This is a genomic window from Xanthomonas sp. D-109 (assembly GCF_017746095.1).
Classification (GTDB): Bacteria; Pseudomonadota; Gammaproteobacteria; order Xanthomonadales; family Xanthomonadaceae; genus Xanthomonas_A; species Xanthomonas_A sacchari.
In genome coordinates this window covers 92881-115200 of sequence record NZ_JAGHWV010000014.1, presented here as the reverse complement: position 1 = coordinate 115200, position 22320 = coordinate 92881, and the positions used below count along the sequence as shown (strand labels likewise).

The window sequence follows — 22320 nt, the reverse complement described above, 5'->3', positions numbered from 1 at the left end:
AGCCCAGGTGTCCACCGGTATCGTTGTCGATTGCGCAGACGGAGGCGGGCATGGACGAGGCACTGCAGCTCTACACCTACTGGCGCTCCAGCGCCGCGTACCGCGTGCGCATCGGGCTGGAGTTGAAGGGGCTGTCCTACCAGTCGCTGCCGGTGCACCTGGTGCGCGACGGCGGGCAGCAGCACTCGCCGGAATATGCGCGGCTGAACCCGCAGGAACTGGTGCCGACCCTGTGCCACGACGGCCAGCCGATCCGTCAGTCGCTGGCGATCCTGGAGTACCTGGACGAGCGCTGGCCGGAGCCGCCGCTGCTGCCGGACGCGCCGATCGACCGCGCCCGCGTGCGCGGCCTGGCGCAACTGATCGCCTGCGACATCCACCCGCTCAACAACCTGCGCGTGGCGCAGTTCTTCGAGAGCGCCTGGAACGTGCCGCAGCCCGAGCGCGAGGAGTGGATGCGGCACTGGATGCAGGTCGGCTTCGACGCGCTGGAGCAGTTGCTGGCCGAGTCGCCGGATACCGGCAGTTTCTGCCACGGCGAGCAGCCGGGCCTGGCCGATTGCTGCCTGATCCCGCAGCTGTACAACGCGCGCCGTTTCGGCGTGGACCTGCAGGTCTACCCCACCCTGGAGCGGATCGAACGCGCCTGCCTGGCCCTGCCGGCCTTCGACGCGGCACGCCCGGAACACCAGCCGGACGCACAGTGAAATTCGCCGTGTCGTAGGAGCGGCTTCAGCCGCGACCGGTCTGCCGATATACGCGAGCGAACGCCCGGTCGCGGCTGAAGCCGCTCCTGCGAAGTCGCTCCCACAGGCGCTTGCGGCGAACTCGCTGGGTGCACTGTGGGAGGGACTTCAGTCCCGACGCGCAGATGCGTGGAAGTGGCGTTTGCCCCGCAAAGGCGGCCCCGCGGGACCGCCGACGGACCCCGGTCCGCCGTTGCCGCCGTCGCTGCGGGACTGGCGCGACCAGGCATCTGCGAACGCCCGGTCGCGGCTGAAGCCGCTCTTACGTAGCTATTCCTGCATAGGCGCCGCATTGCTTGCGGCGATGCGCTCAGACGAAGCCGTGGGTGATGCGCGGCGCGGCGCTGGGGCCGCTGTCGTAGTCGGCGTAGGGGTCGTGTTCGCCGCTGCCGCCTTCGGACAGGCGGAACTTCAGGGCCAGGCCGTCGCGCGAGTCGGCCGCGCGCAGCGCTTCCTCCTGCTCGATCTGGCCCTGCTTGACCATGCGGAACAGGCACTGGTCGAAGGTCTCCATGCCGTCCTCCAGCGACTCCTCCATCGCCTGCTTGATCTCGTGGACCTGGCCGCGGCGCAGCAGGTCGCGGATCATCGGCGTGTTCAGCAGCACTTCCGAGGCCGGCCGGCGGCGGCCGGTGTTGTCCTTGACCAGGCGCTGCGAGATCACCGCGCGCAGGTTCAGCGACAGGTTCATCAGCACGTTCTTGTGCGCGCTCTCGGGGAAGAAGTTGAGGATGCGCTCGATGGTCTGGTCGGCGTTGTTGGAGTGCAGGGTGGCCAGGCACAGGTGCCCGGTCTCGGCGAAGGCGATGGCGGCCTCCATGGTCTCCGCGTCCAGGATCTCGCCGATCAGGATTACGTCCGGCGCCTCGCGCATCGCGTTCTTCAGCGCGTTGTGGAAGGCGTGGGTGTCCAGGCCCACCTCGCGCTGGTTGACGATGGACAGCTTGTGCTTGTGCAGGTATTCGATCGGATCCTCGATGGTGAGGATGTGCCCGGTGGTGGTGCTGTTGCGGTAGTCGATCATCGACGCCAGCGAGGTGGACTTGCCCGAGCCGGTCGAGCCGACCACCAGGACCAGCCCGCGCGGGGTCATGATCACGTCCTTGAGCACCTGCGGCAGGTGCAGCTCCTCGATGCTGGGGATCTTGCTGCGGATCGCGCGGATCACCATGCCGACCTCGCCGCGCTGCTTGAACACGTTGACGCGGAAGCGCCCGGCGTCCTGCAGGGCGATGGCCATGTTCAATTCCAGCTCCCGCTCGAACTGCGGCACCTGGCCCTCGTCCATCAGCGAGTAGGCAATCTTCTTGACCATGCCCGGCGGCAGGCCGGTGGCGCCGAGCGGGTACAGCTTGCCTTCGATCTTGATATAGACCGGTGCTCCTGTGGTCAGGAACATGTCCGAGGCGTTCTTTTCGGTCATCAGCTTCAGGAAATAGCCGATATCCATGCGCAATGGTTCCCCAACAATCCGCAATCGCCCGTTGCAAGCGCGCCACAGGCTTCCGACAATGGCCGTGATCGACGTCTCCGTCCACGGCCCCCCTAGATGAAAACTAGCTTCGCACACTTCCGTTGTCAGCAGTATGTGATGGCCTGCGCATTGGCGTTGTTCGCCGCGCCGGCCGCGTTCGCCCAGGTGGCCTCGCCGGAGTTGCTGGCCGCGCAGCAGGCGGTGCAGCGTGCGATCCAGGCCGATGCCGACCAGTACGCGCCGGACCTGCTGGCCAGCGCCCGCCAGGGCCTGGAGCAGGCGCAGCAGGCCGAACTCGACCGCCGCCAGCGCAAGACCGCGCCGCAGCTGGCGCTGCGCGTGGCCGCCGATGCCGACCTGGCGCGCGCGCGCAGCGAGGAGGCGGTGGCCAATGCGCAACTGAAGCAGCGCCAGGCCGAGGTGGCCCAGCTGCAACAGACCCTGGGCACCGGGGAGGGCCGTCCATGAGCCGCGCCCTGCACGGAATGCGCCGCCTGGCGCTGCTAGCGTTGCTGCTGGCGCCGCTGGGCGCGATGGCCGCCGACGACCCGGAACTGGCCGTGCTCAACCAGCGCCTGGTGGCGCTGCAGGCCGATCCGCTGAACGCCGATGTCGCCGCCTACGAGCGCCTGCAGGCGCAGCAGGCGGTGGCCAACTTCGCCAACGCCAAGCGCAAGGAGCGCGACGAGGCGCGCTACCTGGCCGAGCGCCGGGTCGAGATCGCCGAGACCATGGCCCGCGCCGAAATCGCCCGCCGCCAGGTCGACCAGTTGGAAAAGACCCGCAGCGACCTGCTGATCGAGGCCAGTCGCCGCGAGGCCGCGCGGGCCCGCCAGGAAGCCGAGCGCCTGCGCGTGCAGGCGCAGATCCAGGCCGAGGAGGCCGAGAACCTGCGCCAGGCCGCCGAGGCCGAACAGGCCGCGCGCGCGGATGCCGATGCGGCCCTGGCCAGCGTGGCCGGACAGCAGACCGCCAAGCTCAGCGCCGCGCAGCAGAAGTCGGCCAAGCTGGCACGCGAGGAGGCCGAACTGGTCGCCGGCACCAAGCTGCCGGCCTCGCGCTTCGACACCCGCGGGGAGGTCTTCACCTTCTCCGGCGCGGCCTTCGGCGCCGGCAAGTCGGCGCTGTCGGGCGACGCCACGAACCAGGCCAAGGCCCTGTCGCAATACCTGCAGATCAGCAAGGGCAAGGTGCGGATCGAGGCCTACGACACCGACGCCGGCGTGGCCCAGAAGCGTGCCGATGCCTTGCGCGCGGCGCTGGTCAGCGGCGGCGTGCCCGCCAATCGGATGCAGGCGGTCGGCAAGAAGGGGGCGTCGACCAAGGCCCGCTCGGCCGAAGTTGTGATCGCGCCCTAAGTGCGTCGTGCCCTGCGCCAGGCGTTTAACGGGGTTTTTCCCTGGGCCTGAGCGCCGAGCAACTGAATGCGGCAAAGCGGGCCTGCTTCTCTTGTTCGCGGCGGTGGGGAAGCGTAGGGTCGGTAGTCCAGGTGGCACTCCCGCCGCCTGGTGCCAACGGAGGAGTTCGAGCCGATGACGCAGTGGCGCACACCGCAGTCCGACGTCGCAGGAACCGTGGTTCCAGGCGTTGTGGCGGTGCAGCCGGCGGCTCGCGCGCTTCCGCTCCCAGGCAACGCCCCGTGCCGCAGCGGCCGGGGCGTTCTTGTTTCCAGCTGAAGGAGGCTATTCCTATGTTCGAAGGGCAACCGCAGACCGAAATCGACGCGTTGATCAAGTCCGATCCGGAGTTCAAGCAGCTCTACCAGCGCCACAAGACCTTGGACAAGAAGTGCATGGACGCCGAGCTCGGCGTGCTGCCGATCGACGATGTCACCCTGGCGCAGATGAAGCGCGAAAAGCTCGCCGCCAAGGAAAAGCTGCTGCGCCTTTACGAGCAGAAGCCGCACTGACCGTACTATTGCCCCCTTGTCGCGGGCGGTGGCTGGCCTCCTCGTCGGCTTGCCACCGTCCGCGTCATCCCCCTGCCGAAGGCCGCGCTCGCGGCTTTTTTCGTCGCTGCCGCGCGCATTCTCTGACTTTCCCTCCCCGAGCGCGGATAATGCCCGGTCCAGCCGCTGCCGCGGCGCGACGCATTCGGACCCGATGGCCATTCATTCCTCCGTCCTCGACCTGATCGGCGACACCCCTATCGTCAAGGCCAGCAAGCTCGACACCGGGGTGTGCGAGCTGTACCTGAAGCTGGAAAGCGCCAATCCCGGCGGCTCGATCAAGGACCGCATCGGCCTGTCGATGATCGAGGCGGCCGAGCGCCGCGGCGACCTCAAGCCCGGTGCGGTGCTGGTCGAGGGCACCGCCGGCAACACCGGCATCGGCCTGGCCCTGGTCGCCCAGCAGAAGGGCTACAAGCTGATCCTGGTGGTCCCGGACAAGATGAGCCGGGAGAAGATCTTCAACCTCAAGGCGATGGGCGCCGAGGTGGTGCTGACCCGCTCCGACGTGGCAAAGGGCCACCCCGAGTACTACCAGGACCTGGCCGCGCGCATCGCCGCCGAGACCCCGGGGGCCTACTTCATCAACCAGTTCGGCAACCCCGACAACCCGGCCGCGCACGAGTTCGGCACCGGCCCGGAGATCCTGCGGCAGATGGACGGCCGGCTGGACGCGATCGTGTTCGGCTGCGGCAGCTCCGGCACCATGACCGGCCTGTCGCGCGCCTTCGCCGCCGCCTCGCCGCACACCGAACTGGTGCTGGCCGACCCGGTCGGCTCGATCCTGACCGAGTACATCGAGCAGGGCACGGTCAGCGAGAAGTCCGGCAGCTGGCTGGTGGAGGGCATCGGCGAGGACTTCCTGCCGGCGATCTCCGATTTCAGCCGGGTCAAGAAGGCCTATTCGATCAGCGATGCCGAGAGCTTCCACACCGCACGCGAACTGCTGGCCAAGGAGGGCATCCTCGGCGGCTCCTCCACCGGCACCCTGCTGGCCGCGGCGCTGAAGTACTGCCGCGCGCAGACCGAGCCCAAGCGGGTGCTGGTGTTCGTCTGCGACACCGGCAACAAGTACCTGTCGAAGATGTACAACGACTACTGGATGCTGGACAACGGCTTCCTGGAGCGCCCGCAGCACGGCGACCTGCGCGACCTGATCCTGCGCCCGTACAGCCAGCGCGACACCGTGGTGGTCGGCCCCAAGGACCTGCTGACCACCGCCTACCAGCGCATGAAGCTGTACGACGTGTCGCAGCTGCCGGTGATGGAAGGCGATCAACTGGTCGGCATCGTCGACGAAAGCGACGTCTTGTTGCACGTATATGGCGATGAAGCGCGGTTCCGCGACCCCGTGGCCACGGCGATGGTCAGCAAGCTCGACCGGCTCGACGTCAAATCGCCGATCGAGGCCCTGCTGCCGGTGTTCGACCGCGGCCAGGTCGCCATCGTGATGAACGAGGGCGCCTTCCTCGGCCTGATCACCCGGATCGACCTGCTCAACTACCTGCGCCGCCGGGTGCAGTAATCCCTGCGGTCTGAACGGCCCCGGCTGCATGGGGCCGTTCAGACCGCGCTGCTAGAATCACGCCCCTTTTCCGGTAACCCCACATGACGGACAACACGTCGAACCCCCATGGCGACGGCTCCGCGCTGGCGCTGGCGACCCTGGCCATCCATGGCGGACAGCACCCGGACCCGTCCACCGGCGCGGTGATGCCGCCGATCTACGCGACCTCCACCTACGCCCAGTCCAGCCCCGGCGAGCACCAGGGCTTCGAGTACTCGCGCACCCACAACCCGACCCGCTTCGCCTACGAGCGCTGCGTGGCGGCCCTGGAGGGCGGCAGCCGCGGCTTCGCCTTCGCCTCCGGCATGGCCGCCACCGCCACGGTGATCGAGCTGCTGGACAGCGGCAGCCACGTGATCGCCATGGACGACCTGTACGGCGGCAGCTACCGGCTGTTCGAGCGCGTGCGCAAGCGCACCGCCGCGTTGGAGTTCGGCTTCGTCGACCTGACCGACCCGGCCGCGTTCGAGGCGGCGATCCGCCCGACCACCAAGATGGTCTGGATCGAGACCCCGACCAATCCGATGCTGAAGATCGTCGATATCGCGGCGATCGCCGCGATTGCCCGCAAGCACGGCCTGCTGGTGGTGGTCGACAACACCTTCGCCTCGCCGCTGCTGCAGCGGCCGCTGGCGCTGGGCGCGGACATCGTGGTGCATTCGGCGACCAAGTACCTCAACGGTCACTCGGACATGGTCGGCGGCATGGCCGTGGTCGGCGACAACGCCGAGCTGGCCGAGCAACTGGCCTTCCTGCAGAACTCGGTGGGCGGCGTGCAGGGCCCGTTCGACAGCTTCCTGGCCCTGCGCGGGCTGAAGACCCTGCCGCTGCGCATGCGTGCGCACTGCGACAACGCCCTGGCGCTGGCGCAGTGGCTGGAGACGCACCCGGCGGTGGAGAAGGTGATCTACCCCGGCCTGCCCTCGCACCCGCAGCACGCCCTGGCCGGCCGGCAGATGACCGGCTACGGCGGCATCGTCTCGATCGTGCTCAAGGGCGGCTTCGACGCGGCCAAGCGCTTCTGCGAACGCACCCGCCTGTTCACCCTGGCCGAATCCCTGGGCGGCGTCGAAAGCCTGGTCAACCATCCTGCGGTCATGACCCATGCCTCGGTGCCGGTCGCGCGCCGCGAGCAACTCGGCATCAGCGATGCGCTGGTGCGGCTGAGCGTGGGGGTGGAGGATGTGGGGGATTTGCAGCAAGACCTGGAGCGCGCGCTGGCATGAGCGCGTGGCGGTGGAGCCCCTCCGGTGAATGACTTTCGCCGGCGCGGGCCGAAAGGCCTGCTTTTGCTCAATCTATCTGCCTGGATCAGGCAGCGTAGCGGGCTGGGCGTGCTCTATCGTAAATTGCCACTTTCCTGGCGTGTGGGCGCCGCCCGGCTGCTATCGGCGCCGTCCGCCGAGAGCGCGCGTTTTGCGCGGACGCCTGCATGGGATATCCCGTTACCGTCGGTGGTTGCCGGCCCAGTCGCACCGATGCAGGCTACTGCTGGCCCGGGGGTCAATATTCTTGGCTATGTCCGCGGACAGTTTGGCTTGGGCGAGAGTCTGCGCATGTACGCGCGTGCGCTGATCGAGGCTGGGTTGCCGGTGCGATTGTTCGATATCGACCTGAGTCTGCCGCATGGCTGGGATGACCACAGTTTGGATGCATGGATTGGCGATGATCTGCCATATCCAGTCAGTATTATGTTTGTTAATCCCGATTATCTGGAGCGGGCACTCGATTTCGTAGGCGTCGAGCGTCTCTCGGGAAAACATCTGATCGCCTGTTGGTTCTGGGAGCTCGAGCGCGTCCCTGAGGCTTGGCTTCCCGCAATTGGCTTGGTCGACGAAATCATGGTTGCCAGTCGCTTCATTGAAGATGCATTCTCCAAGGTCACGGACAAGCCGATCTTGCGCGCACCACAGCCACTGTCGGCCATTGGCGACAGCGGTCTGCAACGCGCAGATTTTGGGCTCGAAGAAGGTAAATTCATCTTTCTGACGACCTTCGACTTCAACTCCTGGGTTGAGCGCAAGAATCCCTATGCCGCGATTGCGGCGTTCAAGCGTGCGTTTCCGCAAGGACGTGATGATGTGTGCCTACTGGTGAAATCCAGCAATGGCTATCGCCACCAGGATTGGTTTCGGCGCTTGCTCAACGAGGCGGCGACCGACCCGCGGATCATCGTGCGCGACGAAGTGATTGATCGTGCTCATGTTTATGCGTTGCAGCGCTGCTGCGATGCGTATGTCTCGCTGCATCGGGCCGAGGGCTTCGGTTTGGGGTTGGCGGAGTGCATGGCGATGGGTAAGCCGGTGATTGCGACAGCCTGGTCGGGTAACCTGGACTTCATGGAGACGGGCAACGCGATGCTTGTGGGATATCGGCTCGTGCCCGTGCGCGAGGGCGAGTATCCACACGAGCCAGGCGATGTTTGGGCCGAACCCAGCTTGGAAGAGGCGGCCGCGTTCATGCAAAGGCTTGCCGACAACCCGGCCGAAGCAATGGAAATCGGACAGCGTGCGGCGGAGTCCGTTGGTGCACTTCTTTCGCCGCAGCGCGCTGCCCTCGTCATCGAGACTCGCTTGCGCGAACTTGCCGCCGGTCCGGCGATACATTCTTATTACGATACGGATACCTCATGTCATCATTGATTGCGGCAGCATGGCGCTACCGGGGCTTCATCGCCTCGTCGATCGCCAACGATTTCCGCTCCAGGCTTGCACGTAGCAAGCTGGGCACCCTCTGGATCGTTCTGCAGCCATTGGCGCAGGCATTGATTTTCGCGGTCGTGCTATCGAACGTCCTCGCGGCCAAGCTGCCTGGCGTCGACAATCGCTTCGCTTTCGCGGTCTACCTGCTTTCTGGTCTCTTGTGCTGGTCCGCTTTCGCCGAGATCGTGCAGCGTTGCCTCACCGTTTTCATCGACAATGGCTCGCTGCTCAAAAAGATGCAGTTTCCGCGGATCAGTTTGCCGTTGGTCGCGGTCGGTTCGGCGCTGGTCACTAACGTCGCCTTGCTCGCCGTCATCTTGGTGCTGGTGCCGATCTTGGGCGTCTCGCTGACACCGGCGCTGCTGTGGTTGCCCTTGTTGCTGCTGATCAACGTCGCATTGGCGACCGGAGTCGGCCTGCTCCTCGGTACGCTCAACGTGTTTGCACGCGACATCGGCCAGATCATGGCGGTGGTGATGCAGTTCTGGTTCTGGATGACGCCGATTGCGTATCCCGCACAGGTCGTTCCTGAAAGGTTCCAGGCGATCCTGCGACTCAATCCTGTCGCCGCACTGGCGACTGGATACCACGACATCTTCCTTTATGGTCGTGCGCCGCAGAACTCGCTTGTCTATCCGGCCGTTTGTGCATTGGTCGCACTGGCCCTTTCGTTTTTCGTTTTTCGGCGCGCTTCGGCCGAGATGGTGGATGCGCTATGAGCAATTCGGTACTGGTTGTCGATGGAGTGGGTAAGTGCTACCGAAGTTACGGGAGCGAACTGCAGCGCTTCGCCAGTTGGTTCGGCATTCCCGTCAAGCCGCAGTCCGAGCATTGGGTGCTGCGGAATATCTCATTCCGGATTGGACGCGGTGAAGCCGTGGGCCTGGTCGGACAGAACGGCGCTGGCAAGAGCACGTTGCTCAAGATCATCACGGGGACCGTCCGCCCAAACGAAGGTTCTTTGACGGCCAATGGGCGCATTTCGGCGCTTCTGGAGCTTGGACTGGGTTTCAATGCAGAGCTAACCGGTCGCGAGAACGCCCGCCATGCTCTCGGCCTGATGGGGACATCGAGCCATGAAATTGAATCGATGCTCGAATCGATCGAGGAGTTTGCCGAGGTTGGCGAGTACTTCGACCAGCCGATCCGTGCCTACTCGAGCGGCATGCAAATGCGCGTGGCCTTCAGTGTGGCGACTGCTGTGCGGCCGGAGACCCTGATTGTCGACGAGGCGTTATCGGTCGGAGACTCGTACTTCGTACACAAGTGCTTCAAGCGGATACGTGAGTTTCGTGAGGCCGGCACGACGTTACTGATTGTTTCCCATGATCCTGGAGCCATTCAGGCCTTGTGCGATCGCGCGCTGTTGATCGAGGGGGGGCGGCTGATCAAAGATGGCGATCCGCAGGAAGTCATGGATTACTACAACGCCCTGATTGCCGAAAAGGAAAATAAGAGCGTCAGGACTGCAAGTACCGATGACGGTCGTACGGCGACCGAATCGGGCACTGGCGAGGCAGTGTTTGAGTCGATTCAACTTCTCGACGAGGCGGGTGATCCAGTTGAGTATGTTGGCGTGGGCGATGCGGTGACCCTGCGCTACAAGATTCGCGTTCACGAGCCTATCGACCGGCTCGTGCTCGGCTACATGATCAAGGATCGTCTGGGCCAGCCGGTTTTCGGCACGAATACCCACCACACCGGCCAGACTCAAGAGCGGCTGCAGGCGGGGGATCAATTAATCGCCGAGGCGCGCTTCCCGATGAACCTAGGCCCTGGGACGTACTCGGTCTCTGTGGCGTTGGCTAGCGCCGAAACCCATTTGGTCAAGAATTACCATTGGCGCGACTTGGCCTTGGTGTTCAATGTCGCCAATATCCGCCACGATACCTTTGTTGGTACTGCCTGGATTCCACCAATCCTGTCGATCGAAGTCCCGCGCGGAGAGCACTTGCCGTGACGCCGCAGCCGAAGCCCGTTGTCACCTCCTCGCCAGCGCTGATGGAAATGAGCGTGGGCGAGATCCTGCGGAAGATCAATACGGCCGTACTCAGAAAAACGGCAACCGGAGTCACCGGCGTCGATTCCCTGTTTTGGCCGGAAAACTTTGAAATATGGACTGCGGCCGCACCCGCAACGCCGCCGCGAGAAGTCTATGACTTGGCCGATCTGCTTTCTCAAGACGATGCCGACTTCGTCAGCAATGCATATCGTGTGCTGTTGCGTCGTGCGCCGGACTCGGCCGGGTTTCTCGGAAATATCGAAGCGATACGTCGAGGTGCGCAGACCAAGCTGGAAGTCATCGCCTCGCTGCGCTTTTCGCCCGAGGGCATGGCCGTCGGCGTACCAGTACGTGGGTTGCGTCTTGCCTGGTTGCTGCATCGCTGGAAGCGCAAGCCGCTGGTGGGTCCCATTCTCTCCTGGGCCTATGAGCTGCTCTGCCTAGGGCGTCGCGGAAAACAATTGGACTGGCTGGAGGTGCGCGGAGCGCGCGAGGTTCATCGATTGGGGCGGCACGTCAATCATGTTGTCCTTGAGGCGGGTGGCCGGCTTGAGGCGATCGAGCATGAGCTCTCTGCGTTGCGGGAGGCTCGCAAGGCGCTGGAGATTCTGGTGCAATCCAACGTGTCCTCGCTTGTCGAGATTGCAAGTTTTGCGCGAGAGCTGCCCGCGCGCCTGGAGCGTGATCAGGCAATCCTGTCGCGTCTGGAGGCGCGCGAAGGCCAACTGGCTGAGGAGGAAGCGCGGCGTGCCGCTCTTGCGCCACAGTTGGACGCGCTCTATGCATCTTTCGAAGATCGTTTCCGTGGACCCGAGTCGCTGATTCAGGCGCGTGCACGTCCCTATTTGCAGTTCGTTCGCGAGTGCGGCGCGGGGACGTTGGAGGCCCCGGTCATCGACGTTGGCTGTGGGCGTGGGGAGTGGCTCGCATTGTTGCGTGACGAAGGACTGCATGCGCGCGGCGTCGACCTCAGTTCACGTTTCGCCAATGATGCGACGGCGCGAGGTTTGGATGTGATCGAGGGGGATGCAGTCGACGTGCTCCGCGCCATGCCTGCGGGCAGCGTTGGCGCGGTCACCTCGATGCACTTGGTCGAGCACTTGCCATTTGACCGTGTTGTGGAATTCCTTGACGTGTGTCGTCACGTGTTGCGGCCCGGCGGCCTGTTGATCCTGGAAACGCCGAATCCCGAGAATCTGGATGTGGCGACGATCTATTTCTACATGGATCCCACCCATCGCAATCCACTGCCGCCAGAGATGTTGCGTTGGGTCGTCGAGGCGCGTGGTTATCCGGATGCAAGGATCGAGCGGCTCAGCGAGGCGCGCGAGTTGAGCGCCCCCTCTCTGCTTCCCGACGCTCTGCCTGGATCGCCCTCTGTCAACAGCCTCATCGCACGCACGCACGTCGCTCCCGACTACGCGATCGTTGCCCATCGTGGGGAAAATTCACATGAATGATGTTCGCAAGAAGCTTCTTGTCACCGGTGCCGGCGGGTTTGTCGGAAAGCATCTGCTGGATGCCGTGGCTCATGGGTACTTTGGTGATGTCGAGGCCGTGCTGTTGCAGGCCGGAACCGACTTGCGCGATATGGCCGCAACCGAAAGTGCATTGGGTGACGCGTGCCCTGATGCGGTAATCCACCTCGCTGCACAGAGCTTCGTACCGCAGTCGTTCGACGACCCTGAGGAGACGCTGCAGATCAACTTGATCGGCACGCTGCATCTGCTTCAGGCACTTGCTCGAAAAGGCTTCACCGGGCGGTTCTTGTATGTCAGCTCCGGTGATATCTACGGGCGCGTGCCCGAGTCCAATCTCCCTGTCGACGAGGCGCTCTTGCCGGAGCCCCGCAACCCGTATGCCGTCAGTAAATGGGCCGCCGAGCAACTCTGCCTGCAGTGGCACCGCAGCGAAAAGCTCGACGTGGTGATTGCGCGCCCATTCAATCACGTGGGCGCTGGCCAAAATGATCGTTTCGTGCTTTCTTCTCTCGCCAGGCAGGTGGTCGCCATTGCTGCGGGGCGGCAGCCTCCGGTGATCGAAGCTGGGGATATCGATACGACGCGCGATTTCAGCGATGTGCGCGATGTCGTCTCGGCCTATGCTTCTTTGCTGGCGCGTGGCAAGTCCGGCGAAACCTATATTGTTGCGTCTGGCGTAGAGCGCCGCGTCCGCGATTTGCTCGTTGAAATGTGCCGTCTCACCGGCATCGAAGTGGAAGTCCGCCAGGACCCCGCCAAGATGCGACCGGCCGAGCAGAGGCGCATGGTGGCCAGTTCGGCAAAACTCCAGCGCGATACCGGCTGGGCCCAAGCTTTCGACATACAATCAACGCTGTCTGAAATTCTCGAACATGCAAGGAAAAATCAATGAGTAAGAACGCTCTGATCACTGGGATCACCGGCCAGGATGGTGCCTACCTATCCCGGCTTTTGCTGTCCAAAGGCTACAAGGTGTATGGCATCCTTGCCCGGCGCAGCAGCGACACGCTGTGGCGCCTGCGCGAATTGGAGATTGCCAATGACGTCGTCCTGCTCGATGGCGATCTGACGGACCTGTCCTCGCTTATTCGCGCCATGCATGTGTCCAAGGCCGACGAGGTTTACAACCTTGGTGCCCAGAGCTTCGTCGGGTCGTCTTGGCAGCAGCCGATCCTGACGGCCCAGGTCGATGGAGTTGGCGCGCTCAACGTGCTTGAGGCCGTGCGCATTGTCAATGACAAAGCCCATTTCTACCAGGCATCCACCAGCGAGATGTTTGGCCTGATCCAGGCCGAGATGCAGAGCGAGTCGACGCCCTTCTATCCGCGCAGCCCATACGGCGTTGCGAAGTTGATGGCGCACTGGGCGACGGTGAACTACCGCGAGAGCTTTGGAATGCATGCTTCGAGCGGCATCCTTTTCAACCACGAGTCCCCGCTGCGGGGTATCGAGTTCGTGACCCGCAAGGTCACCGACGCCGTGGCTCGGATCAAGCTGGGCAAGCAGCGCCAACTGCGCCTTGGTAATATCGACGCGAAGCGAGATTGGGGCTTTGCCGGAGACTACGTCGAGGCGATGTGGCTGATGACGCAGCAGGCGGAAGGCGGCGACTATGTGGTTGCCACCGGCCTCACCACGACGGTGCGCGACATGTGCAAAATCGCCTTTGGCCACGTAGGCCTGAACATGGACGATCACTTGGTGATCGACGAGAAGTTTTTCCGTCCGGCCGAGGTGGACGTGCTGCTCGGAAATCCTGGTAAGGCGATGGAGAAGCTTGGTTGGAAGCCCAAGACCTCCCTGGAACAGCTGATCACAATGATGGTGGACGCGGATATGCGTCGACTCTCCATCTGAACGACTAAGTAGGGGGAGTACGGTGCGTCTAGCTATCGACATGCAGGCGTGCTTGACCGATTCTCGCGATCGCGGCATCGGCAGGTATGCTGACAACTTAGTTGCCGAAATGGTGCGTCAGCGTCAGGACGACGAGATCCTGTTGGCGCTTGATGGCGCGGACCCTTCGCGTCTGCGTCAAGCGCGATCGCGCCTGCGCCATCAGTATGTGCGTGCGGCAACGACAGTGATGCACTACCCCACAAACGCTTTTGTCGATCATGATGCGCTGCGGATGCAAAGTGCCGCTCGTCTTCGTGGCAGATTCTTCGAATCATTGGGTGTGGATGCACTGTTGCATACCAGCCACTTTGAAACGCGTGGCAGCTACACAACCGCAATTGACTGGGCAGCAGATCCACGACCCGGAACGGCCGTCATTGCATACGATGTGATACCGCTGCTTTACCCCGATCGTTATCTTGAGCCGGATCCGTTTTTGGCTGAATGGTATCCGCGCAAGTGTGAGAGCTTCAGTAAATTCGATTGTTTTTTGTCCATCTCACAAGCTACACGCGTAGATTTGATCGAGAAACTGGGTATTTCTCCAGAAAAGATTCACATAATCAATGCCGGACTCGATCCGGACATGCTTGCCATTGCGCAGGCCGATTTACCTGTGGATGAGACCATCTTGGCGCGTCGGGGCATCGACGCGCCCTTCGTGCTGATGGTCGGCAACGGGGACTGGCGCAAGAACACCATGGGGGCGGTCGAGGCGTTCGCACGGTTGCCGCGTAGCCTCCAGAAGAAATATCTGCTTGTACTCACCCAAGTCGGTACGGATGTCAAAGAGGCGCTCGCAGGGGCCTTCTCGCAGATAGCACCGCGGGTGCGCGTGCTTGGCCGGGTCGACGATGTCGAGTTGGCGACATTGTACCGGGCGTGTCGAGTGTTCTATTTTCCTTCGTTTTATGAGGGCTTTGGTCTTCCTGTGCTTGAGGCAATGGCGTTTGGTGCGCCTGTTTTAAGTGCCAACACAGGCAGTCTGCCTGAAGTCGTGCACGATCCGCGTTGCCTGTTCGACCCGCACGACATCGACGCGGCTGCATCGCTTCTTGAAGCCGCGCTGGAAGATGTGGCCTTTCGCGAGGTGTTGGTTTCCGGCGTCAAGGCTCATGCTTGGAAGTATGACTGGGCGTCCTGTGCTGAAACCGCGCTCACGGCGATGCGGACTCTGGCAGGCGAAGCGAAAGCGGCGCAGCCTCAGTTTGGAAAGGTCGACGAGTTCGACCGCTTGCGAGTGACGCAGGACGACATCGATGCCTGGTCAGAGCTTCTTATTGCTGCGCCCGATGCGGGTGGCTCTTTGGAGGGAAGCCTGACAGCCGCCGCTGCGCGAGGTCGGCGCCGAATACTAGTTGATGTCAGCGAGGTGGTGCGACTGGATGCACGCAGCGGCATTCAGCGTGTTGTCCGCAATTATTGCGCCGGCCTTCATGCGCTAGCTGAAGATGCCCAGGTGGAGGTTCAGCCTATTTGCTGGACTGAGCACGGCATCCTATACGCAAGTGACTACGCCTCCAGCCACTTGGGTATGCCAATTGACACGGTCAACGCCGGCATGCGAGTTGCGGTGAAGCCGAACGATCTGCTGTTGATGCTCGATTCGTCGTGGTGGAGTCCGGAACGATTCGATGCCCTGCATGCACAGGTGGCGGCTGCAGGCGGCGAGGTAGTCTGGATGGTCTACGATCTGATCCCCTTGCTGGTGCCACACACCTGCGATCCTGGCATGCCGCCGGCCTTCCGGAGATGGCTTGAGCATGCTGCCGCCACTGCGGATGGGTTTGTCTGCATTTCTGAGGCGACGCGGCAGGATCTTGAGCGCTTCCTGGATGAGCAGCCTGCTCATCCGGTGGCAAGACCCTGGACGCGTGCGATGCACCTGGGCAGCGATCTGGAGTCTGGCCAGGTCGTCGGCCACGCTTCAGAAACGATTGCTTCGCTGCTGGAAGGATTAGGGGCCAGACCGTTGGTCCTGGCAATTGGTACGGTCGAACCGCGTAAGGACTACGCCACTATCCTTGCTGCCTTCGAAAAAGTGTGGGCACGTGGCGGTGATGTCGCGTTGGCCATCGTCGGCAAGCATGGATGGAATGTCGAAGAGCTTGTGCTGCAACTCAAATCGCATCCGCAATTGGGCACGCGACTTTTCTGGTTGCAGGGAGTTTCCGATACGGACCTTCACCATTTGATGGACAGGGTGGACGTCTTGGTTCAGGCGTCGATCGCGGAAGGGTTTGGTTTGCCCGTGGTAGAAGCAGGTAGTCGCGGCAAGCCGCTTTTGCTCAGCGATCTCGACGTTTTCAAGGAGATCGCGGGCGAGGAGGCAAGCTACTTCCCGGTAGGTGATGCAGAGGCGCTGGCAGCTGAAATCGAACGCGGTGTGGCTGATGGGTGGAAGGTGCCGGCCGATATCCGGACTTTGACGTGGCGCGAATCGTCGCGTGGATTGATGGAGAAGTTGCTGTATTAGAGCGCGCCTTGGCGCTAGAGGAGCCGCCCGGTACTCCTTTGAATTTCAGTTCGGCTCGCAGCCATTCCCGGAGGAATGGCCGCGAGAAAGGATTACCCGACAACCGTGCTCGGATGTAAATCGATGGCCGGGACAGAGCTTCGCTTCGCCGTTGGGTCGGTTAATCGCTCTTCCATCACGGCGCTGTTGTAGATCTGGCGCTGGTCGTTCATGTCATCAAACACCATATTTTTTCACAAGGTGCTGGGACGCTTCAGTATGCGTCCATGACATGGTGTTCTTGCGAGCCGCGCTAATAACAGGCGCTATTTACTGTCGATGGATTCGAACAGCGCCCCACTTGAGCAATGTGCCGCCGGCATTGATGATTGGAAAATCCAATTCCTACCCGAAATGTGGTCTGCATGATCGGAATGGATGCAGTTTTTCCACCATCAGTTTTCTGGGTGATGCCCTTCCGAAAAGCTATCCGATTGTCGTATCAGATCCAGATGAACCCTGCTTGGCATGCATGGCGCCCTTTTACTGAGCGAGTAAGTCATCTGGCTAGTCAGGCAAATGACGTCGGCGGCGATCGCAAAAGCAGGCGCCGCCGACGTCGCGTTACTCAGTGGACTGGCTCGATAGCGAGTCGCTGCAATGCAAAGCCGAGTTGTCGCCCATCCCCGCCAATCCCAGCGGAAACAGGGCTAAACGCATTTGGCGTTCTGATTTCGAGTGTGCACAAGTCACAATCAAGTGTGGCTTCCACGGAAGCGGAACCCTTCAGCGTAGCGGAGTAGATCTGCTTACCAGAGAGCAGGACTTCAACCTGTTGCTCCTTGATGTTTCCTCCTAGGAAGGGCGCAACTTGTAAGGTCATGCGATCGCCTCGATGCGCTTTGAACTGCAGGGCGGCGCCACTTCCCAGGGAGTAAACGAAATCGCCTGTCGGTTCAGTGGTTGAAAACGAAGCGATAGAACAGTCCCTAATAGCCTCGCCGATGGCGTGGTCTCCTGCGTACATTTTTTGAGCCATTGCTGGTACGCAAAATGCATCCAGGTTGAGCGGCGATTGCTTCGGGGGATTCTCCCCGCTGCGCGGATTGATGAATATGGGGCTGGAAACCGTGTTGAGCGATAAAAGATCAAGGGAGTGCTGTTTCCCGAACATGAACTCCCAGTCGCGGTTCACGTAGACCGATGCGCCTTCACGGACCAGCTCAAGCACCAGTGCGGTCGTCATGGGCCATGACTCAGTTGTCACATCAACGAGCACGGTTTTCCCCTTCGCGGAGGGCATGATCTGAGACGGAAGCGTATATGTTTCCGCGCTCGAGAATGCCGGGTGGGGTTTGTAACTCAAGATAATGAAAACCCCAGCAAGCAAAAAAACTGCGGGGGCGATGGGTTTCGCGTACTTCTGTAGTAGCGCTGCGGCTCCTTCCATGATCAGGAAGAAGCTGATGGCGACCAAGGCGTAGACATAAAACGAGTTGAATTCATAGAGAGGGCCTGTAATACGCGTGGCCCAGAATATGGACATGACCAATGCGATCACAGCGGCGAGTGCCACATTCCTGTACCCGTGAGTTCGCTGACGCAGGGGGCCAAAGAGAATCGCTAGAGCGGAGATGCACAGAAAAACAGCTGCAGGCCACGCGCTTGCCAATGTGACATTGTTGCTTGCGGCGGCCTCTGGATACGCGTCAAACAGCCAGAAACCCAGGATGTAGCGCAGGGCGGAAGGAAAAGATGGGCGCGGATCTTGGTTGGCGTGTAGGTAGGCAAGAACTTCCTGGATATTGGATGGCCTTATAAAGATCGCGTTAATGAGAATGGGGAGCGCAAAAATGAACGACATCACAAGCAGCCACGTCAGCGTCCGAGCATGCGGTCGCCAATTCTTACCCGTGCTCAGGATCCAGCCGACGGTTCCATAAGCGGCAACGGGAATGACCAGTGCCGCCTGCGCTATGTGTCCATGTACGCAGAATCCGAAGGCAAGCGCCAGCGCGATTAGACCCGAATCCTTTCCTCTAGATGCTGCGGCTGCCGCAATCACCAGCAGAAGAAACGGTCCGAACAGAACGTGAGGCGGCCAGATGCTTGAGAGACTTCCGAAGGTCGTCAGGCCGAGGACGACGATAACAGCCAGTACCAAGGTGCTTGCAGCCCGCTTGGAGTCGCACACGAGCGCACAGAGGCTGGCCGAGAGGGCCACAAAAAAGCTCTGCAGGAGTATGCCAGCCAGGACATGCGCTTGATGCGGGCTGTTTACCAGGTGTAAAAGCTTGAAAAAGACCAGTTCGCCGAGCGCATAGACGTAGAAGAATGCCGGGCCAGGGTGGTGGAAGTGCCAGCGAGAATAGTTTCCCAGCAGCTCCTTCAACGCTCCTGCGTTGGCAATCTGCAGGCCATTCGCCGCGAAGTCGCCGGATTCAAGGACTGCGGGGCCAAAAAGGAACTGGAATGTTCCGACGAACTGGGTGCACAGGATCACCACGAACGCGGTAAAGAAGATCATCCGCAGATCTGGCTTGGTCAAGCTACTTGTGGATGGCCCTTTGGGGAAAAGGAGGGCATTGGTATATTTCATGAGCATCGTATTTATGATATCGGTGAAGGGCGAATTCAACGAGGCGCGTTCATTGCGGTGAGGCGATCTTGAAGCTCAGATGCTTGTGCCCAATAAAGCTCGTGAAGATGGGAGTGATCACGCCCACGGCGTGTGCAACGGCTTCGGGATAAAAATTGAACCCGACTGATGGGAAAAGCCAGCGTGCCAGCAGCAAGCTGATCGCGATCGTCTGCAATATGGCGAGTATGTTCACGGTCACGAACCAGAACGCCTGCTTATGCAGCGCGTTTCCCGCTTTTTTGAACACGAACTGGCGGTTAAGCACGAACGCGATCGTCATGCCAATCAGGTAGGCCAGCGCGATAGCGGGGACATAAGCAAGCCAATGGCTCAGGAGGATTCGCGAGGAAAAGTTGGCCGCGGCAGCAATGCCTCCCACGACCACAAAGCCGATGAACTGACGACTGATCATGCCTGCGACAGCGCCGTTCGCGCGAGCTGGCTCCCTACTGCAATGCTCTCATTGATCGAGCGATCTTCCGGGTAGTAATACGCCGTATCGGCCATGTAGAAGCCTTCCAGCGGCGTCTTCATCGGCGGCAGCATGTCCTGGAAACCAGGCGGGCAGATGGTCTGCGCGTACTCGTAGCGATGGCAATGGGTGGCGCGGATCCACTCCGGCTTGAAGTCCGGATTGATCATCGGCAGGTAGCTGATGACTTCGTCGATCAGCTGCTGGTTGCTCCATTGCCACTTCGGATGGGTCTTGGGCATGTAGTAGGGCGCATACACGATGTGCTCGCCGGGGCCCTTGCCGGGATTGAGGTTGCTGTACTCGATCAGGCCGGGGATGGCGATCCGGTCGTCGCTGATGTTCATCCAGAAGTTCTCGCTGACCGGCTTTGACAGCTTCAGGATCACGCAGGCGACCGGGATGTTCTCGATCGCGGCGACCTGGTCGGCGAAGGTCTTGGGCAGGCCGGGCACCATGCCAGGTACGTACTGGATCGGTGCGGTCGACACCACGCCATCGTAGGCATGATGGCCGTCGCGGGTGCGGATGCCGGTGACCTTGCCGTCGACCGAGGCGACCTCTTCGATCGGTTGCGACAGCAGGATGTGTCCGCCCAGACGCGTCACTTCCGCGGCCATGCGTTCCAGCAGCACGGCCGAGCCGCCTTCCAGATAGCCCATGCTTTCGTTGAACAGATTGCGGCGCGACAGCGCCACGCGCTTGATACGGGTACCGATCCACGACGCGGACAGGTCGTTCTGGTACTCGAAGAACTTCAGCGCGAAGGCCTTCTCCCACATCACCTTGTAGGCCTTGGGGCCGATCCAGCGGGTGATCCAGTCGCGCGCGTTCTCCTTGTCCAGCGCGGTCCAGTCGCTGATGCCCTTGGTGTGCATGACATGCAGGGCATAGCGGATCTTGTCGACCAGGCCCAGGTGCGGGAAGCCGAGCAGCGCGAACGGCGTTCCCCACTTGTGCAGCTTGCCCTGGTAGTAATACCCCATCTTGGTGTCCGTCCAGTGCAAGCGGTCGGACAGCTTCAGGTCCTCGAGCAGCTTGAACAGCGGGAAATCGGTCTTGCAGATGAAGTGGTAGTAGCGCTCGATGCGCAGGCCGTCGAAATCGAAGTCCGCGGACATGCCGCCGATGCGGTCGTCGCGTTCGTAGACGTCGACCTGGTGGCCCTTCTTCAGCAGTTCCATGGCAGCCATCAGGCCCATGGGGCCGCTGCCGACAATCGCGAATGTACTCATAGTTCCAAGTCTCGTAGGACGGTTCAGCGCTTGAGCACGATGTGGCTGTAGCGCGGGTCGGTATAGCTTTCGCGGATCGCGTCTTCGAACGGGGTCTGGCGCACGCCGAACACCGCTTCGGTATCGACGCCCTTGAAGTCGTCGCCGGCGCTGAGCGCCTTCAACTGGTCGGCGGTGAACGGCGGCTTGGAGCTGAAGAGCGAATACACGCGCAGCAGGAAGGCGAAGAAGCCGATCGGGATATGCACGATCAGGGTGTGCAGCTTCTTGACCCGCTTGATCGTCTTGATGATGTCGACGTAGTCCACGCGGGTATCGCCTACGATGTCGTAGACCTCGCCATCCGGTTCGCGTTCGATGCACTTGGCGATGCAGCGGCAGAAATCCCGCTCGTACAGCGGCTGGCGCATGAAGCGGCCATCGCCCGGGATCGGGAACACCGGCGTCCTGGCCATGAAGCGCGACAGCCAGCCCAGATGCTTGGGATCGAACCAGCCGAACATCAGGGTCGGGCGCAGCACGCAGTGCCGCAGGCCGCTGGCGACCACCATCTCTTCCTGCGCGCGTTTGGTGTTGGTGTAGTCGTCCTTGGCCACCGAGTTCACCACCGAGGAGCTGATGTGCACCAGGTACGGCACCTTCGCCGCGCGGCAGGCATCGAGCACGTGCGCGGTCGCGGTCAGGTTGTTGCGGGTGAACAGGTCGGTGGTCTTGCCGGTGATCTGCGCGTGCAACTGGGCCACGCACGCCGCGCCCTCGAATTCGCGCGCCCAGTCGCCAGGCTCGGCCAGATCCGCCTTGACCACGCGCACGGCCGGATGCAGTTCGCGCAGGATCTGCAGGTTGTGCGCATGCTTGTCGATCGCCACCAACTGGGTGTAGCCCTGCTGCTCCAGTTCGACGATCAGGTTCTGGCCGACCAGGCCTGCGGCGCCGGTAATGACGATCTTGGCGTGTTTGTCGGTCATGTCAGAGCTTGATCCTGCGGAAGACGAATTCGGGAATGGATTTGATGACGAACATGATCGCCCACCAGAAACCGGGCAGGTAGGCGACCGCGCGGCGGCCGTCGACCGCGCGCAGGATGCCCTTGGCGACCTGGTCGGGCTTGGCCCACAGCGCGCCCTTCTTGAAGGCGGCGGTCATCGGCGTATCGACGAAACCCGGCTTGATCGTGAGCACGTTGATGCCCTCCGGGCGCAGGCGCTGGCCGAGGCCGCTCAGGTAGGCGCTGACCGCGGCCTTGGCGCTGCCGTACAGGTAATTGCTGGCGCGGCCGCGGTCGCCGGCCACCGACGAGATCACCGCCAGCGTCGCGCCCGTGCGCAGGCGCGGCACCAGTGCGGCGCACAGCGCGATGGTCGAGGTGCCGTTGGTGGCGAACTCGCGCATCGACAGTTCGACCGAGGCGTCGCACGCGGCCTGGTCGGGCAGCGTGCCGTGGGCGATCAGCACCACGTCCACGCCACCCAGCGCGGCCCAGGCGGCATCGAAGGCCGCGGCATGGCCGGCGCTGTCGTTGACGTCGAGCACGCCGACGCTGGCCTTGCCGCCGCGCGCCGACAGGTCCGACGCGATCGCGTCCAGGCGCGCGGCCTGGCGACCGAGCAGGTGGAGGGCCGCGCCGCGCGCAGCGTAGTGCCGGGCGGTAGCCTCGGCGATGGCCGAGGTGGCGCCGATGATGAGGACGCGTTGCAT

General features: G+C 62.3%; 19 protein-coding genes. 13 read left to right on the top strand and 6 right to left on the bottom strand.

All coding sequences use genetic code 11. The features are described from left to right. The first annotated feature begins 50 nt into the window (after positions 1–50). Entirely contained in the window at positions 51–707 is a 657-nt protein-coding gene (gene maiA, locus J7357_RS14875; protein WP_209247611.1) for a maleylacetoacetate isomerase, read from the top strand. Between the two features lie 349 nt (positions 708–1056). Here maiA and J7357_RS14870 read toward each other — a convergent pair whose 3' ends face one another. Continuing rightward, a complete protein-coding gene (locus J7357_RS14870; RefSeq protein ID WP_209247609.1) occupies positions 1057–2196 on the bottom strand; it encodes a PilT/PilU family type 4a pilus ATPase in 1140 nt (379 codons plus the stop codon). A gap of 99 nt (positions 2197–2295) precedes the next feature. Here J7357_RS14870 and J7357_RS14865 point away from each other — a divergent pair, with 99 nt between their 5' ends. The 12 genes from J7357_RS14865 to J7357_RS14810 all read left to right on the top strand — a co-directional run bounded on the left by J7357_RS14865 (position 2296) and on the right by J7357_RS14810 (position 16295). Continuing rightward, positions 2296–2688, top strand: a complete 393-nt coding sequence (locus J7357_RS14865; RefSeq protein ID WP_010340230.1) for a DUF4398 domain-containing protein — start codon at positions 2296–2298, stop codon at positions 2686–2688. A 17-nt stretch (positions 2689–2705) separates the two neighbouring features. Further along, positions 2706–3578: a hypothetical protein gene (locus J7357_RS14860; RefSeq protein WP_209247951.1), complete on the top strand. Its 873-nt coding sequence runs from the start codon at positions 2706–2708 to the stop codon at positions 3576–3578. Between the two features lie 332 nt (positions 3579–3910). Next, complete coding sequence (locus J7357_RS14855; RefSeq protein WP_010340228.1) at positions 3911–4129, top strand: YdcH family protein; 219 nt, start codon at positions 3911–3913, stop codon at positions 4127–4129. A gap of 193 nt (positions 4130–4322) precedes the next feature. After that, positions 4323–5693 (top strand): pyridoxal-phosphate dependent enzyme, encoded by a 1371-nt coding sequence (locus J7357_RS14850; RefSeq protein WP_010340227.1) that lies wholly within the window; start codon positions 4323–4325, stop codon positions 5691–5693. 83 nt (positions 5694–5776) lie between these two features. Beyond that, a complete protein-coding gene (locus tag J7357_RS14845) occupies positions 5777–6961 on the top strand; it encodes a cystathionine gamma-synthase (protein ID WP_209247607.1) in 1185 nt (394 codons plus the stop codon). A gap of 24 nt (positions 6962–6985) precedes the next feature. Further along, a complete protein-coding gene (locus J7357_RS14840) occupies positions 6986–8377 on the top strand; it encodes a glycosyltransferase family 4 protein (protein ID WP_209247605.1) in 1392 nt (463 codons plus the stop codon). Next, the gene (locus tag J7357_RS14835) at positions 8365–9156 is read left to right on the top strand and encodes an ABC transporter permease (protein WP_029561710.1); all 792 of its coding nucleotides are present in this window, start codon (positions 8365–8367) and stop codon (positions 9154–9156) included. Before J7357_RS14840 ends, J7357_RS14835 begins: the two co-directional genes overlap by 13 nt. Then, the gene (locus J7357_RS14830; RefSeq protein ID WP_209247603.1) at positions 9153–10397 is read left to right on the top strand and encodes an ABC transporter ATP-binding protein; all 1245 of its coding nucleotides are present in this window, start codon (positions 9153–9155) and stop codon (positions 10395–10397) included. The genes J7357_RS14835 and J7357_RS14830 overlap by 4 nt, the downstream gene beginning before the upstream one ends. Then, on the top strand, positions 10394–11899 hold the full coding sequence (locus J7357_RS14825; RefSeq protein ID WP_343237419.1) for a methyltransferase domain-containing protein: 1506 nt from the start codon (positions 10394–10396) through the stop codon (positions 11897–11899). The genes J7357_RS14830 and J7357_RS14825 overlap by 4 nt, the downstream gene beginning before the upstream one ends. Next, complete coding sequence (locus J7357_RS14820; RefSeq protein ID WP_209247601.1) at positions 11892–12812, top strand: GDP-mannose 4,6-dehydratase; 921 nt, start codon at positions 11892–11894, stop codon at positions 12810–12812. Before J7357_RS14825 ends, J7357_RS14820 begins: the two co-directional genes overlap by 8 nt. After that, complete coding sequence (locus J7357_RS14815) at positions 12809–13777, top strand: GDP-mannose 4,6-dehydratase (protein ID WP_209247599.1); 969 nt, start codon at positions 12809–12811, stop codon at positions 13775–13777. Before J7357_RS14820 ends, J7357_RS14815 begins: the two co-directional genes overlap by 4 nt. Positions 13778–13829: 52 nt before the next feature. After that, positions 13830–16295 (top strand): glycosyltransferase family 1 protein, encoded by a 2466-nt coding sequence (locus tag J7357_RS14810; protein WP_244667553.1) that lies wholly within the window; start codon positions 13830–13832, stop codon positions 16293–16295. A gap of 607 nt (positions 16296–16902) precedes the next feature. Here J7357_RS14810 and J7357_RS14805 read toward each other — a convergent pair. The 5 genes from J7357_RS14805 to J7357_RS14785 are packed head-to-tail and all read right to left on the bottom strand — an operon-like array spanning position 16903 to position 22320. After that, positions 16903–18873 carry a hypothetical protein gene (locus J7357_RS14805; RefSeq protein WP_244667552.1) on the bottom strand — a complete coding sequence of 657 codons (1971 nt, stop codon included), beginning with the start codon at positions 18871–18873 and terminating at the stop codon, positions 16903–16905. A gap of 49 nt (positions 18874–18922) precedes the next feature. Beyond that, positions 18923–19327 (bottom strand): GtrA family protein, encoded by a 405-nt coding sequence (locus tag J7357_RS14800; protein ID WP_010340217.1) that lies wholly within the window; start codon positions 19325–19327, stop codon positions 18923–18925. Further along, entirely contained in the window at positions 19324–20622 is a 1299-nt protein-coding gene (locus tag J7357_RS14795; protein WP_209247597.1) for an NAD(P)/FAD-dependent oxidoreductase, read from the bottom strand. Before J7357_RS14795 ends, J7357_RS14800 begins: the two co-directional genes overlap by 4 nt. 23 nt (positions 20623–20645) lie before the next feature. Further along, the gene (locus J7357_RS14790; protein WP_209247595.1) at positions 20646–21590 is read right to left on the bottom strand and encodes an NAD-dependent epimerase/dehydratase family protein; all 945 of its coding nucleotides are present in this window, start codon (positions 21588–21590) and stop codon (positions 20646–20648) included. Position 21591: 1 nt separating this feature from the next. Beyond that, a complete protein-coding gene (locus tag J7357_RS14785) occupies positions 21592–22320 on the bottom strand; it encodes an SDR family oxidoreductase (RefSeq protein WP_209247593.1) in 729 nt (242 codons plus the stop codon).

Bases quoted from the DNA above. Each gene is read 5' to 3' on its own strand.
- J7357_RS14790 (WP_209247595.1), bottom strand. From the start codon at position 21,590: ATGACCGACAAACACGCCAAGATCGTCATTACCGGCGCCGCAGGCCTG.
- J7357_RS14865 (WP_010340230.1), top strand. From the start codon at position 2,296: ATGAAAACTAGCTTCGCACACTTCCGTTGTCAGCAGTATGTGATGGCC.
- J7357_RS14800 (WP_010340217.1), bottom strand. From the start codon at position 19,327: ATGATCAGTCGTCAGTTCATCGGCTTTGTGGTCGTGGGAGGCATTGCT.
- J7357_RS14785 (WP_209247593.1), bottom strand. From the start codon at position 22,320: ATGCAACGCGTCCTCATCATCGGCGCCACCTCGGCCATCGCCGAGGCT.
- J7357_RS14845 (WP_209247607.1), top strand. From the start codon at position 5,777: ATGACGGACAACACGTCGAACCCCCATGGCGACGGCTCCGCGCTGGCG.
- J7357_RS14830 (WP_209247603.1), top strand. From the start codon at position 9,153: ATGAGCAATTCGGTACTGGTTGTCGATGGAGTGGGTAAGTGCTACCGA.
- J7357_RS14860 (WP_209247951.1), top strand. From the start codon at position 2,706: ATGCGCCGCCTGGCGCTGCTAGCGTTGCTGCTGGCGCCGCTGGGCGCG.
- J7357_RS14795 (WP_209247597.1), bottom strand. From the start codon at position 20,622: ATGAGTACATTCGCGATTGTCGGCAGCGGCCCCATGGGCCTGATGGCT.
- J7357_RS14805 (WP_244667552.1), bottom strand. From the start codon at position 18,873: ATGAAATATACCAATGCCCTCCTTTTCCCCAAAGGGCCATCCACAAGT.
- J7357_RS14870 (WP_209247609.1), bottom strand. From the start codon at position 2,196: ATGGATATCGGCTATTTCCTGAAGCTGATGACCGAAAAGAACGCCTCG.
- J7357_RS14835 (WP_029561710.1), top strand. From the start codon at position 8,365: ATGTCATCATTGATTGCGGCAGCATGGCGCTACCGGGGCTTCATCGCC.
- J7357_RS14850 (WP_010340227.1), top strand. From the start codon at position 4,323: ATGGCCATTCATTCCTCCGTCCTCGACCTGATCGGCGACACCCCTATC.
- J7357_RS14815 (WP_209247599.1), top strand. From the start codon at position 12,809: ATGAGTAAGAACGCTCTGATCACTGGGATCACCGGCCAGGATGGTGCC.
- maiA (WP_209247611.1), top strand. From the start codon at position 51: ATGGACGAGGCACTGCAGCTCTACACCTACTGGCGCTCCAGCGCCGCG.
- J7357_RS14820 (WP_209247601.1), top strand. From the start codon at position 11,892: ATGAATGATGTTCGCAAGAAGCTTCTTGTCACCGGTGCCGGCGGGTTT.
- J7357_RS14855 (WP_010340228.1), top strand. From the start codon at position 3,911: ATGTTCGAAGGGCAACCGCAGACCGAAATCGACGCGTTGATCAAGTCC.